Origin of the sequence: Pseudomonas syringae (assembly GCF_023278085.1) — a bacterium.
Lineage (GTDB): Bacteria > Pseudomonadota > Gammaproteobacteria > Pseudomonadales > Pseudomonadaceae > Aquipseudomonas > Aquipseudomonas syringae_Q.
Map to the genome: position 1 here is coordinate 908,667 of NZ_CP066265.1, position 12,653 is coordinate 921,319.

The window sequence follows — 12,653 nt, forward strand, 5'->3', positions numbered from 1 at the left end:
TTACACAGCGCCCACAAAAAAGCCCGCCGCAGATGTCTCCGCGGCGGGCTTTTTTTGTGGCAGCTGTCCCGTCCTGAATAAGGTTTACACCTTCTGACCTTTCCTCAGGAGGACTCAATGGATTCGGGTAAAAGGCGCAGCCAGCGCGATTACACGCTAGCCTTTAAATTATCGGTCGTAGATCAGGTTGAAAAAGGCGAGTTGAGTTATAAAGAAGCCCAACGACGCTATGGCATCCAAGGCCGGTCGACGGTGCTGGTCTGGTTACGAAAGCACGGTCGACAGGATTGGAGCCAAGGCGCATCAATTCGAGAGCCGAGGAGCAGGTCCATGACCGAGCCAACCCTCCCGCCGACACCCGAGCAGCGGATTAAAGAGCTTGAAGAACAGCTGATGCTGAGCAATCAGAAGGCCCAGTTCTTTGAAGCCGTCGTCAACGTTCTGAAAAATGACTACGGCGTTTCTGTCGTAAAAAAGCGACCCGGCAAGTCCTCTCGCAAGGGCAAATCCAAGACCTGAGTATTAGCAGGGCTTGCCTGTTCATGGGCATTTCGCGCCAAGCGTATTACAAGCGTAATCGCGTTTTTGATGCCAGGGTCCGCCAGGACCAAGAGGTAATGGATTTCGTTCTGGAAAAGCGTCGTCGCCAGCCAAGGTTGGGAGCGCGCAAGTTGCACTACTTGATGAGCGTCGAAGCTCCTGCGTCGTTGTGCGTGGGTAGAGACCGTCTGTTTACCATCCTTCGTGATGCGCGCGAACTGGTTGCGCGCAAACGGGCTTATCACAAGACCACTCATAGTCATCATCGCTTTCGCCGCCACCCCAACCTGCTCAAAGCAGGTCCGGAACAAGTCGTGGCCAATGGACCCGAACAGGTCTGGGTTGCAGACATCACCTATCTGCCTACGCAGGAAAGCGTGGCATACGTGAGCCTTGTAACCGATGCGTACTCACGCAAGATCGTTGGTCATCATGTGCATGAAAGCCTGCATACCCAGTCGGTGATAAAGGCACTGGAAAAAGCGGTAGGTGAGCGAAAAACCGATCAGATGCTGATTCATCATTCAGATCGCGGCGCCCAGTACTGTTCCGATCTCTATCAGCAGCTGCATACCAGGCATGGAATCCGGTGCTCGATGACTGATGGCTATGACTGCTATCAGAACGCTATGGCCGAGCGAGTAAACGGGATTTTGAAGACCGAGTTTCTACTCCATCGACCTAAAGACTTGGCAGATGCAGTGAAAATGGTGGATGAATCGGTGCAGATCTACAACGGAGAGCGGCCACACTTATCCCTGAAATACAAAACGCCCGATGCGGTGCATCGGGCGTTTTGAGCGTGAAACAGGTGTAAACCTATTTCAGGACTAGACAAGCAACGCTTACTTTTTCAAGCCGTAATGCTCATCCAGCATGCCCGGGGAGTTAGGCGACTTGGGCGCGTAGTCCTTCGGTGTCTCGGTATCACGCGGCGGGGTCAGGCGGTCGCGATGATCGCGGTGCGCATGGTTGGCCTCCGGGTGCAGGGCGGCCAGCAGGCGTTGGCGGGTCAGCTCATCAAGGGCCAGACGGTTGGCGCCCTCGGCGAGGTGTTCCTGAACGTCCTGATAGCTCTGCGAAAGCTTTTGTACCAGATTCGCCGTGCTGTTGAAGTGAGTGACCACCTCGTTCTGATAGGTATCGAAACGCTCCTGAATGTCATCCAGCTGGCGCTGGGTGCTGTTCGGAACGGTGTTGGGCAGCAGACGTGCGACCAGGAAACCAATGACGACACCGGCAACCAGGGCGAGCGTCGGCAGCAACCAGACTAAGAGCGAGTGTTCCACGAGTCCTTCCTCTATAAACGGCTTTGCTTTACGTTAACGGCTCGAACCTGCGCTGTATACCCGCGACGTGTCGTTGATATGCAAGCCGCAGACAATCAGCTAGACGAGTCGACCCATTTCGAGGTCACGGAGTTCTGTTTTGCTCATGCGTGAAACCCCATTATTTATCGATGGCCCAGAAGGCCAGCTCGAAGCGCTGTATCAGGATGTACCCGACGCCAGAGGCGTTGCGCTGATCTGCCATCCTAACCCGATCCAGGGCGGAACGATGCTCAATAAAGTCGTTTCGACGCTGCAGCGTACCGCACGCGACCAGGGTTTGATCACCCTGCGCTTCAATTATCGCGGCGTCGGTGCCAGTGCCGGTACATCGGTCGCCGGGCCAGGCGAGATTGAGGATGCCCAGGCTGCCGCGCAATGGCTGCGGGCACAACACCCGGATCTGCCGGTGACGCTGTTCGGTTTTTCGTTCGGTGGCTATGTCGCCGCGAACCTTGGCGGAAGGCTCGAAGCGCAAGGTGAAAAACTCACCCACCTGTTTCTGGTTGCGGCAGCGGCCTCACGGCTTGAGGATCAGCGTGTGCTGCCACAAAACTGCCCGCTGACGATTATTCAGCCCGAGAACGATGAAGTGATCGATCCGGAAACGGTCTATGCATGGTCTGCTGCGCTGCAACGTCCACATGAGCTGCTGAAAGTGGCAGAATGCGGACACTTTTTTCACGGCAAGCTGACCGATCTGAAAGATCTGCTTCTGCCGCGACTTCCCAACTGATTGCAGCCTATTGCAGCCTTTAGATAAGCGACTTGCCATGACCACTCGTATCCTGACCGGTATCACGACCACCGGCACTCCCCATCTGGGCAACTACGCGGGCGCGATTCGCCCGGCCATTGTTGCCAGTCGCCAGAGTGACTTCGATTCGTTCTATTTCCTGGCGGACTACCACGCCCTGATCAAATGCGATGACCCGCTGCGCATTCAGCGCTCGCGTCTGGAAATCGCCGCGACCTGGCTGGCTGCCGGGCTGGACGTTGATCGCGTGACCTTCTATCGCCAGTCGGACATCCCGGAAATTCCGGAACTGACCTGGTTGCTTACCTGCGTCGCCGCCAAGGGCCTGCTCAATCGTGCGCATGCCTACAAGGCATCGGTCGACAAGAACGTGGAAGGTGGCGAAGACCCGGACGCTGGCATCACCATGGGCCTGTACAGCTATCCGGTACTGATGGCTGCCGACATCCTGATGTTCAATGCGCACCAGGTTCCTGTCGGTCGCGACCAGATCCAGCACGTCGAGATGGCGCGTGATATCGGTCAGCGCTTCAATCACCTGTTCGGCAACGGCAAGGAATTCTTTGTCATGCCCGAAGCGCTGATCGAGGAGAGCGTCGCCACGTTGCCGGGGCTGGATGGTCGCAAGATGTCCAAGAGCTACGACAACACCATTCCGCTGTTCAGCAGTGCCAAGGAAATGAAGAGCGCCATCTCGCGCATCGTCACTGACTCGCGTGCGCCTGGCGAAGCGAAAGATCCGGATACGTCCCATCTGTTCACGCTGTATCAAGCGTTCTCGACGCCTGAGCAGTGCGCTGAATTCCGCTCTGAGTTGCTGCAAGGGCTGGGTTGGGGCGAGGCGAAGAATCGCTTGTTTACGTTGCTGGACGAGCAGCTGGGTGAAGCGCGAGAGAACTACCTCGGGCTGATCGAGCGTCCGGCCGACCTGGAAGACATTCTGCTTTCCGGGGCCCAGAAGGCCCGTCGTGTGGCCACGCCGTTCCTTGAGCAACTGCGTGAGGCTGTTGGCCTGCGCTCGTTCCGTACCGTCGTGCAGAACGCCGATACCGGCAGGAAGAAAGCCAGCAAAGGCGCGCGTTTCGTTAGTTTCCGTGAAGACGACGGCAGTTTCCGTTTCCGTCTTCTGGCTGCCGATGGCGAGCAACTGCTGCTGTCGCGCACGTTTGCCGACGGCAAGGCTGCCGGGATTGTCAGCAAGCAGCTGCAGCAGGGCGGCGAGCTGGATCTGCGCAGCGAAGATGACCGTTTCACCCTGTGGCTGGACGGTGAGTGTGTGGCCGACAGCCCGGTGTTTGCCGACGCTGCTGCGCGTGAAGCCGCCATCCAGACCCTCAAGCTGGCGCTCGCTCCTCAACAGGACTGATTGCCAATCCCCAGGGTCGTCGCTACAGTGACGACCCGTTTTTGCTGCCTTGCTAACGAATTATGACGCCCCTAGAACGATATCAAGCTGATCTGAAACGCCCGGACTTCTTCCATGATGCTGCGCAGGAAAATGCTGTGCGTCATTTGCAGCGCCTGTACGACGATCTGGTTGCCGCTCACGGCAGCAAGCCCGGCCTGTTCGGCAAGCTGTTCGGCAAGAAAGAGCCGACTCTGGTCAAAGGCCTGTATTTCTGGGGCGGAGTGGGGCGCGGCAAGACGTATCTGGTCGATACGTTCTTTGAAGCGCTGCCTTTCCAGGACAAGGTCCGTACGCACTTTCACCGCTTCATGAAGCGCGTGCACGAAGAGATGAAAACCCTCAAGGGCGAGAAAAACCCGCTGACGCTTATCGCCAAGCGTTTTTCCGACGAGGCGCGGGTCATCTGTTTCGATGAGTTTTTTGTCTCCGACATCACCGACGCCATGATTCTGGGCACGTTGATGGAAGAGCTGTTCAAAAACGGCGTGACGCTGGTGGCGACGTCGAACATCGTTCCCGACGGCCTGTACAAGGACGGCCTGCAACGTGCGCGGTTCCTGCCTGCGATTGCGCTGATCAAGCAGAATACCGATATCGTCAACGTCGACAGTGGCGTTGATTATCGCCTGCGTCACCTTGAGCAGGCCGAGTTGTTCCACTTCCCGCTCAATGAAGCTGCGCAGGAAAGCATGCGCAAAAGCTTCAAGGCGCTGACCCCGGACTGCGCGGAAACCATCGAAAACGATGTGCTGATGATCGAAAATCGCGAAATCCGCGCGCTGCGCACGTGTGATGACGTGGCCTGGTTTGATTTTCGCGAGCTGTGCGACGGCCCGCGTAGCCAGAACGACTACATCGAGCTGGGCAAGATCTTTCATGCCGTGCTGATCAGTGGCGTCGAGCAAATGGACGTCTCCACCGATGACATCGCCCGACGCTTCATCAACATGGTCGACGAATTCTACGACCGTAACGTCAAGCTGATCATCTCGGCTGAAGTCGAACTGAAAGACCTGTACACCGGCGGCCGGTTGATGTTCGAGTTCCAGCGCACCCTGAGCCGCTTGCTGGAAATGCAATCCCACGAGTTCCTGTCGCGGGCGCACAGGGCCTAGTCGCAGCGGCAAGTTGCAAGCCGCAAGCTAAAAGCCCAGGCGCTTGCAGCTTGCAGCTTATAGCTTCTCCCTCTGACTCTCGAACTGATGCCGGTACTGATTGGGTGAAAGCTCGGTGTGCTGGCGGAACAGGCGGGCGAAGAAGCTGGCGTCGTCGTAGCCGACTTCATAGCTGATGGTCTTGATGCTCTTGCGAGTACCTGACAGCAATCCCTTCGCGGTTTCGATACGCAGCCGTTGCAGGTAATGCAGCGGTTTGTCGCCGGTTGCCGTCTGGAAGCGGCGCATGAAATTGCGAATGCTCATGCCGTGCTCGCGAGCCACGTCTTCGAAGCGGAATTTGTCGGCAAAGTGCTCTTCCAGCCAATGCTGGATCTGCAGAATCACCACATCCTGATGCAGCTTCTGCCCACCGAAACCGATACGTCCCGGCGCATAGGTGCGGCGCACTTCGTAGAGAATGTCACGGGCCACGGCCTGGGCGACGTTGGCACCGCAGAATCGCTCGATCAGATAAATGTACAGGTCGCAGGCCGAGGTGGTGCCGCCAGCGCAATACACGTTGTCGGCGTCGGTCAGGTGCTTTTCCTGATTGAGCAGCACGTTGGGGTAGCGCTCTGCGAAGGCACTGAAGAATCGCCAATAGGTGGTGGCTTCCTTGCCGTCGAGCAGTCCGGCTTCGGCGAGCCAGTAGACGCCGGTGGCTTCGCCGCAGATCACCGCGCCGTTGGCATGTTGCTCGCGCAGCCAGGGCAGGATCTGCGGGTAACGCTGGCAGAGGATGTCGAAGTCATCCCAGAAGGCCGGGATGACGATGATGTCGCTTTGGCACAGTGCGCCATCCACGGGCAGCGTGACGTCACTGAAGCTGCTGACCGGGAGCCCGTCCGGGCTGATCAGGCGGGTTTCGAAGGCGGGTATCAAGCCTTGGCCCAATTGCTTGCTGTAGCGCAGGCTGGCCAGGTGGAAAAAGTCCTTGGCCTGCATCACGGTTGAGGCGAACATTTTATCGGTGGTCAGAATGCTGACGCGCCGTAGAAGGGCGGTTTGCTGAATCGGCATAATCTTTATTCTTATATGGGTAAATGGTCAAGCAACGGCTGGATCGTCTTATTTTTTGACGATTATGTCCAGTCTGCCTTGGCAGGCATCCCGATAGCCTGTGAGTGATGGCTTTGTGCTTCGCCGGCAAATATCCGTCAATCGGGCCCTCGCAGGCAATAAACAGAACGTGAACAAAAAATCCGGTTGAGGTTATTTTCGCAGTCTGTATAATCCGCCAGCTCTTTGCAGTGGAAGTGATGCGCCGTCTGCCGAAGAATCTTGCCGTATAACGGACGCGCTGACCCGAGCCCCCGATAGCGTCTGTTTCCGGCTGCCTTTGACTTGTCAAAGTACGCACTATTCAGTAAGATCCGCCGTCTAATTTTCAGGGCGGCCCCTGAGGCTATAAAGAATGAAAACTTTTACTGCTAAACCGGAAACAGTTAAGCGCGACTGGTTCGTCGTCGACGCTGCTGGTCAGACCCTGGGTCGTCTGGCCACCGAAATCGCGAGCCGTCTGCGTGGCAAGCACAAACCGGAATACACTCCGCACGTTGACACCGGCGACTACATCGTCGTGATCAATGCCGAGCAGATCCGTGTTACTGGTGCCAAGACGACCGACAAGATCTACTACTCACACTCCGGTTTTCCGGGCGGGATCAAGTCGATCAACTTCGAAAAGCTGATCGCCAAAGCTCCTGAGCGCGTGATCGAGACCGCGGTCAAAGGCATGCTGCCTAAGAACCCGCTGGGTCGCGACATGTATCGTAAGCTGAAAGTCTATGCGGGCGCTGTACACCCTCATACTGCTCAGCAGCCCCAAGAACTGAAGTTTTAACGGAATAGTTCATTATGTCGGCGACTCAAAATTACGGCACTGGCCGTCGCAAGACCGCAACCGCACGCGTTTTCCTGCGTCCGGGTACTGGTAATATCTCGATCAACAACCGCACTCTGGAAAACTTCTTCGGCCGCGAAACTGCCCGCATGGTAGTTCGTCAGCCGCTGGAACTGACCGAGACTGTTGAAAAGTTCGACATCTACGTCACTGTTATCGGTGGCGGTGTAAGTGGTCAGGCTGGCGCAATCCGCCACGGTATCACTCGCGCTCTGATGCAGTACGACGAGACTCTGCGTGGCGCTCTGCGTAAAGCAGGCTTCGTGACTCGCGATGCTCGTGAAGTTGAACGTAAGAAAGTCGGTCTGCGTAAAGCGCGTAAGCGTCCGCAGTACTCGAAGCGTTAATTCGCTTTTCGTTCGAATCTATTCGTTCGAAGCTTTTTGTTCAAAAAAAGACGTCCACCCCATCATTGGGTTGGGCGTTTTTTTATGGGCGCGTTCTTTACGGGGCAGGGGGGTGTCGATGTGCTCATATCAGGCACATATCGCGGCACTAACAGCTTACCGATGCAAGATTGCAGAATTTGCATCGCGTAAATAAGCTATCTTGTCGCCCGCGACTGACACCTGTCCTGTTGCGATCATTATCGGAGGCGCCTTGAGGCGCGTTCGTTCGTGTTTCCGATAAATTTTAACAAGCGAGGAGGATCACCATGGGCGTGACCAACCGGTTGGCCTGTTACTCCGACCCCGCCGACCACTATTCCCATCGCGTGCGCATCGTGCTCGCGGAGAAAGGTGTCAGCGCCGAAATCATTGAAGTTGTGGCAGGTCGTCATCCGCCTCAGCTCATTGAAGTGAACCCGTATGGCAGCGTACCCACCCTGGTCGATCGTGACCTGGCGTTGTACGAGTCGACGGTGGTGATGGAATATCTGGATGAGCGTTATCCTCATCCGCCCTTGTTGCCTGTCTATCCGGTGGCCCGTGCCAACAGCCGTCTGTTGATCCACAGGATTCAACGTGACTGGTGTGGCCTTGTGGACCTGATCCTGGATACTCGCAGTAAAGAACCTGCTCGTGTTCAGGCGCGCAAGGAGCTGCGTGAAAGTCTGGCCGGTGTTTCCCCGCTGTTCGCGGAAAAAGCTTTTTTCATGAGCGACGAGCTAAGTCTCGTCGATTGCTGTCTATTGCCCATACTCTGGCGTTTGCCGATTTTGGGTATTGAACTGCCGCGGCCCGCCAAGCCGCTGCTTGATTATATGGAGCGCCAATTTGCGCGTGAGGCTTTTCAGGCGAGTCTGTCTGCTGCCGAACGTGAAATGCGCTAAGGCTTAAGGAGCCGTTATGAACTCCAGTCGCCCTTATCTTGTTCGTGCTCTTTATGAGTGGATCGTCGATAACGATTGCACCCCGCATGTGCTCGTCAATGCGGAGTACCCGTCCGTTCAGGTCCCTCAGGGGTTCGCCAACGATGGACAGATTGTCCTGAATGTTTCGCCCAGTGCTGTGCGTCATCTGCACATGGACAACGAAGCGGTCAGCTTTGAAGGTCGTTTTGGTGGTGTGCCACACACGCTTTACGTGCCTGTTGCTTCAATCCTGGGTATTTATGCCCGGGAGAACGGGCAGGGCATGGTCTTCGATCTGGAGCCCTCCCTTGAGGATGGCGAAGAGATCGAGATTGAAATCGAAGAGGATACGCCGCCAGACAACGAGCCACCGCGCCCGAGCGGCCGGCCGAGCCTGAAAGTGGTCAAGTGATACGGTGCTGAAACAAAAGCTCTGCAATAAAAAAAGGCGATCCCAGGATCGCCTTTTTCATGTCTGCCAGTTGGCCGTCAGTCGATGTACTCGAACAGTTTGACGATCTTCTGCACGCCAGAGACGCTTTGCACGAGGTTGGTCGCCCGGTTGGCTTCGTCCTGAGTCACCAAGCCCAGCAGGAACACAATACCGTTTTCAGTCACGACCTTGATGCGCGAGCCGGGGATCGACGCGTCAGCGATCATCTGGCTTTTGATCTTGGTGGTCAGCCAGGTGTCGTTATTGCGGGCCAGCAGCGAAGACGGCGCCATGACCTGGATCTCGTTGTTGACCTTCTTGACGCGCTGGACTGCGCTGGCGGCCTGTTCGGCCATTGCCTTGAGGTCAGCGCGCGGTGTCTGGCCCGCCAGCAGCACGATGCCGTTGTAGCTGGTCACAACGATGTGCGAGCCTTCGGCCAGATCGGGGCTTGCCTTGGAGATATTCACGGCCGCCTTGGTTTCGATCAGTGAGTCATCGATCTTGCTGCCAAAGGTGCGCGTGCCGCGATCATCTTCGATCGGTTTTTCGCGAGCGGCCGTGATCACCGAACTGCATCCGGTGATGCTGAGGCACAGTGTCAAAACCAGTAGGCTGAGACGATTAGGGGTCATTCTTCACTCCCGAACAGTTGGCTGTCGATCAGATCGCAAAGGCAATGGATCGCCAGCAGGTGGACTTCTTGTATGCGTGCCGTGACGTTGGCCGGTACGCGGATTTCCACGTCCTCGGGCAATAGCAGGGAAGCCATGCCGCCGCCGTCGCGTCCCGTCAATGCTACGACAATCATTTCACGATCATGTGCGGCCTGGATGGCCTGAATAATATTCGCCGAGTTGCCGCTGGTGGAGATCGCCAGCAACACATCGCCCGGCTGGCCCAGTGCGCGGATCTGTTTGGAAAAGATTTCGTTATAGCTGTAATCATTGGCGATCGAGGTGATCGTCGAGCTGTCAGTCGTCAGCGCAATGGCTGGCAGACTGGGGCGCTCGCGCTCGAAGCGGTTGAGCAATTCCGAGGAAAAGTGCTGCGCATCACCCGCCGACCCGCCATTGCCACACGAAAGCATTTTGCCTTCGTTGAGCAGGGCATTGACCATGACCTGGCTGGCTTGCTCGATATAGGGTGCAAGGACTTCCATCGCCTGTTGTTTGGTTTCGATGCTGGCCTGAAACAGCCGGCGAATTCGGGATTGCATGTCCATCAATGTGACCTTAATTAGAGCGTACGGCGGCGGGACGGATGCGCCGGGGTCTCCCGGATGCTATCCGGCACACAGGGTGTGCAGCCGGCAAAACAAATAGCGAAATCGATGGTGGCAGAAGCGGGGTGCAGGTCATGAAGGTAATCGGGCGGATCGCCCTGATGCACTTCAGCTGTCAAAAGCGCTCCTGATCCAGTTCAGCGGTGCGGCACTGCCAGGGTCGCCTTCAATGGCGATCACGTCGAAACGACAGGGGTGATCGGCCCATTCCGGGACCTGTTGCAGAAAAAGCTGTGCGGCAGTGACGAGTTTCTCCTGCTTGCGAAAATCGACGCTTTCGATGGCGCCACCCCAGCCGATGTGGCGGCGATAGCGAACTTCGACGAATACTACTGTATCGCCGTCGAGCATGACTAGATCAAGCTCGCCGCGTTTGCATAACCAGTTTTGTTCGATAAGGCGCAGCCCCTGCTGTTGCAGATACTGCAGGGCGAAGGCTTCTGCCTCACGCCCTGCCTGCTGCCGGGTGCTGCGTTGCATCAAGGGGCGGTGTCCGGCAGGCGCTGAATCTTGCCGTCGACGAACTCTGCCCATGGCAACTGACGCTCGATGCGGCGGTCGGGGTTCATGCTCAGGCTGCCGGACAGGCCGTCGATGCGGGTGTCAGGCATCGCCTTGAGCTGAGCAAGACGCGGGGCCAGGCGGTAAGCATCGATGCCCATCGCGTACAAGCGCCCCAGGCTGCCCGCAGCCTGCGGCCATTGCGCTGTCACTTGCTGGCGCAGCGGGTCGTCGGCGTTGAGCAGCCAAGGTGTTTCGCAGAAGCGCACACCATTCAGGTCCATGTACTGCGCGTGGTCGTTGCTGTTGGTAAACAGGTGCGACGTCGCATACACCGGAACGTCGCCCGCGTATTGGAAGACCATGGTCGGTTTGATTTGCTGCGCTTGCTGAGGCGTTGCGGCGAGGAACATGAAGTCGATGTCCTGGCGACGGCTAGGTTGTGCCGCTACCTGAGTGCCGGCAGTGCTTTGCAGGCGCTGGGCACGACCTTCGCTGTTACGCAGCTGGAACAGGTCAGCAACCTGTTGGGCCAGCTCTACCGGCTGGTCAACGTGTTCGGCGGCAATCAGCGTACCGCCCTTGGCTTGCCAGGCTTTGCGGAAAGCATCGAGAACGCGGTCGCCCCATTCGCCTTTCGGCACCATGGCAACGGCGCTGCGCCTGCCGTCGGCCCATGCGCGACGGGCTACTTCACGGGCTTCGTCTTCTGCGGCCAGACCGAACTGGTACAGCTGCGCCGGGCCTTCGGCGCCCATGTCACTGTAGTTGAGCGCCAAGGTGGTGATCGGCAATTGCTGGCGGCTGTTCAGCTGTTTGACGAGGTTCTTTTCCAGCGGGCCGACGACCAGTTGAACACCTGCAGCCTGTGCCTGACGGTAGAACTCGTCCATCGAGGTGACGCGCGAGCTGTCGAAGACCTGGATGGCAGGCGGGTTTTCCCCTGCTTGCTGAGCCTGGAAGTGGGCAGCCATGAAGCCTTCGCGCAGCGCCTTGGCGACCGATGCCAGTTGACCGTCCTGCGGCAACAGCAGGGCGATTTTGGTAAGCGGCTCACTGGTCAGGGCGCGCAGTTTGGCAAGGGCGTCAGGCAGTTGCAGGGCGGCAGGGTGTTTCGGGTTCTGCGCCTTCCAGTTGTCGATGGCGGCCTGTTGCTGCTCGAGCGTACCGGCACCTTTGATCGAGCGCGCCAGATTCAGCCAGCCGCCCATGTCGTCGGTGGCGGAGCTTTGCAGTTGCTCGGCCGGGAGCGCGGAGACCAGCGTCCAGATCGCATCGTTGTTGGCGCTGACATCTGCGCCCTGCAACAGTGGCCCGGCCAAAACCCGCTCGTGAACGGCAGCCAGCATCTGACCATCGGCTTCCAGGGCGCGAGCCTTGACCCTATGGGTGCGAACCTGCTGTTCGACCGACAGTTCACCCAGGCGCTGCATGCTCGGATGATTCAGGGCGGTCAGCGCGGCCTTGGGTTGATTGCGACCCATCGCCAGCTCTGCGGACAGCGTGCTGGCGTAGACCTGCAGGCCAGGCTTGAGTTGGTCGAGCTGGACCTGGCCAAGAATCTGCGCTGCGCGTCCTGCGTCGTTCTGGCGGCTGGCCAGATCGGCAGCACTCAAACGCAGCGTTGCGGCCTGCTCGGGTGTTTTGGCGTTGGCGGCCTGGTCGAGCAATTGCTCGATACTGGCGTCGGGGGTGCGCGGCAACTCGCCAAGGCTGGACGAGGGCGAGCTGGCGCAGGCTGCAAGAAGCGCAGCGAAGCAGAGGGCAGAGAGCAGCCGCAGACAAGCGATCATTGGTATGTTCCTGATACTCGAGCGAATTAACGTGGAATTGTACCCAAGCGCTGGCCGGGGTGCGACGTCGAAGGTGTGTAAAGCCGTGATATTGATCGCGTTAGGGTCACCTGCCGGGCAAATCGTTCAATTCGGGGGTGTCGCCGCGTGCTTCGGTCAGGCGTCATCACGTTATTTATTCCTTTTTTACCGGCTTCCCTGATGCGCGAGCCGTAGGTTCACGTCGCAGCCTGTACAATACGCGCTTCCAAGCA

14 protein-coding genes are annotated in these 12,653 nt (G+C 57.7%); 8 read left to right on the forward strand and 6 right to left on the reverse strand.

Annotated elements, in window-relative coordinates; translation table 11 throughout:
* Window positions 1-117: 117 nt before the first annotated feature.
* A protein-coding gene (locus I9H07_RS04155; RefSeq protein WP_248957193.1) for an IS3 family transposase occupies window positions 118-1,340 on the forward strand; the annotation gives its coding sequence in 2 pieces (ribosomal slippage) (window positions 118-469 and window positions 469-1,340; 1,224 coding nt in all).
* Window positions 1,341-1,385: 45 nt separating this feature from the next.
* Here I9H07_RS04155 and I9H07_RS04160 read toward each other — a convergent pair.
* A complete protein-coding gene (locus I9H07_RS04160) occupies window positions 1,386-1,829 on the reverse strand; it encodes a YhcB family protein (RefSeq protein WP_010427491.1) in 444 nt (147 codons plus the stop codon).
* A 145-nt stretch (window positions 1,830-1,974) separates the two neighbouring features.
* Here I9H07_RS04160 and I9H07_RS04165 point away from each other — a divergent pair, with 145 nt between their 5' ends.
* The 3 genes from I9H07_RS04165 (at window position 1,975) to zapE (ending at window position 5,148) form a co-directional block, all read left to right on the forward strand.
* Complete coding sequence (locus tag I9H07_RS04165) at window positions 1,975-2,604, forward strand: alpha/beta hydrolase (RefSeq protein WP_236424869.1); 630 nt, start codon at window positions 1,975-1,977, stop codon at window positions 2,602-2,604.
* A 37-nt stretch (window positions 2,605-2,641) separates the two neighbouring features.
* The gene (locus tag I9H07_RS04170) at window positions 2,642-3,991 is read left to right on the forward strand and encodes a tryptophan--tRNA ligase (protein ID WP_236424870.1); all 1,350 of its coding nucleotides are present in this window, start codon (window positions 2,642-2,644) and stop codon (window positions 3,989-3,991) included.
* A 62-nt stretch (window positions 3,992-4,053) separates the two neighbouring features.
* Window positions 4,054-5,148, forward strand: a complete 1,095-nt coding sequence (zapE, locus tag I9H07_RS04175; RefSeq protein WP_058391580.1) for a cell division protein ZapE — start codon at window positions 4,054-4,056, stop codon at window positions 5,146-5,148.
* Window positions 5,149-5,205: 57 nt separating this feature from the next.
* Here the strand turns inward: zapE and I9H07_RS04180 are convergent, their stop codons facing one another.
* Window positions 5,206-6,111 (reverse strand): GlxA family transcriptional regulator, encoded by a 906-nt coding sequence (locus I9H07_RS04180; RefSeq protein ID WP_161632839.1) that lies wholly within the window; start codon window positions 6,109-6,111, stop codon window positions 5,206-5,208.
* 493 nt (window positions 6,112-6,604) lie between these two features.
* Here I9H07_RS04180 and rplM point away from each other — a divergent pair, with 493 nt between their 5' ends.
* From rplM to I9H07_RS04200, 4 genes are all read left to right on the forward strand, one after another.
* Complete coding sequence (rplM, locus tag I9H07_RS04185; RefSeq protein WP_002555065.1) at window positions 6,605-7,033, forward strand: 50S ribosomal protein L13; 429 nt, start codon at window positions 6,605-6,607, stop codon at window positions 7,031-7,033.
* A 14-nt stretch (window positions 7,034-7,047) separates the two neighbouring features.
* The gene (gene rpsI, locus I9H07_RS04190; protein ID WP_003216038.1) at window positions 7,048-7,440 is read left to right on the forward strand and encodes a 30S ribosomal protein S9; all 393 of its coding nucleotides are present in this window, start codon (window positions 7,048-7,050) and stop codon (window positions 7,438-7,440) included.
* 308 nt (window positions 7,441-7,748) lie between these two features.
* The gene (locus I9H07_RS04195; RefSeq protein ID WP_007248965.1) at window positions 7,749-8,366 is read left to right on the forward strand and encodes a glutathione S-transferase N-terminal domain-containing protein; all 618 of its coding nucleotides are present in this window, start codon (window positions 7,749-7,751) and stop codon (window positions 8,364-8,366) included.
* A gap of 16 nt (window positions 8,367-8,382) precedes the next feature.
* Complete coding sequence (locus tag I9H07_RS04200) at window positions 8,383-8,799, forward strand: ClpXP protease specificity-enhancing factor (RefSeq protein WP_024671957.1); 417 nt, start codon at window positions 8,383-8,385, stop codon at window positions 8,797-8,799.
* A 77-nt stretch (window positions 8,800-8,876) separates the two neighbouring features.
* Here I9H07_RS04200 and I9H07_RS04205 read toward each other — a convergent pair whose 3' ends face one another.
* The 4 genes from I9H07_RS04205 to I9H07_RS04220 all read right to left on the reverse strand — a co-directional run bounded on the left by I9H07_RS04205 (window position 8,877) and on the right by I9H07_RS04220 (window position 12,399).
* Complete coding sequence (locus I9H07_RS04205; protein ID WP_024645910.1) at window positions 8,877-9,455, reverse strand: BON domain-containing protein; 579 nt, start codon at window positions 9,453-9,455, stop codon at window positions 8,877-8,879.
* Window positions 9,452-10,045 carry a phosphoheptose isomerase gene (locus I9H07_RS04210; RefSeq protein WP_024645911.1) on the reverse strand — a complete coding sequence of 198 codons (594 nt, stop codon included), beginning with the start codon at window positions 10,043-10,045 and terminating at the stop codon, window positions 9,452-9,454. The genes I9H07_RS04205 and I9H07_RS04210 overlap by 4 nt, the downstream gene beginning before the upstream one ends.
* Before the next feature lie 168 nt (window positions 10,046-10,213).
* Window positions 10,214-10,588: a YraN family protein gene (locus I9H07_RS04215; protein WP_024671958.1), complete on the reverse strand. Its 375-nt coding sequence runs from the start codon at window positions 10,586-10,588 to the stop codon at window positions 10,214-10,216.
* Window positions 10,585-12,399 (reverse strand): penicillin-binding protein activator, encoded by a 1,815-nt coding sequence (locus tag I9H07_RS04220; RefSeq protein WP_236424872.1) that lies wholly within the window; start codon window positions 12,397-12,399, stop codon window positions 10,585-10,587. The genes I9H07_RS04215 and I9H07_RS04220 overlap by 4 nt, the downstream gene beginning before the upstream one ends.
* Window positions 12,400-12,653: the final 254 nt, after the last annotated feature.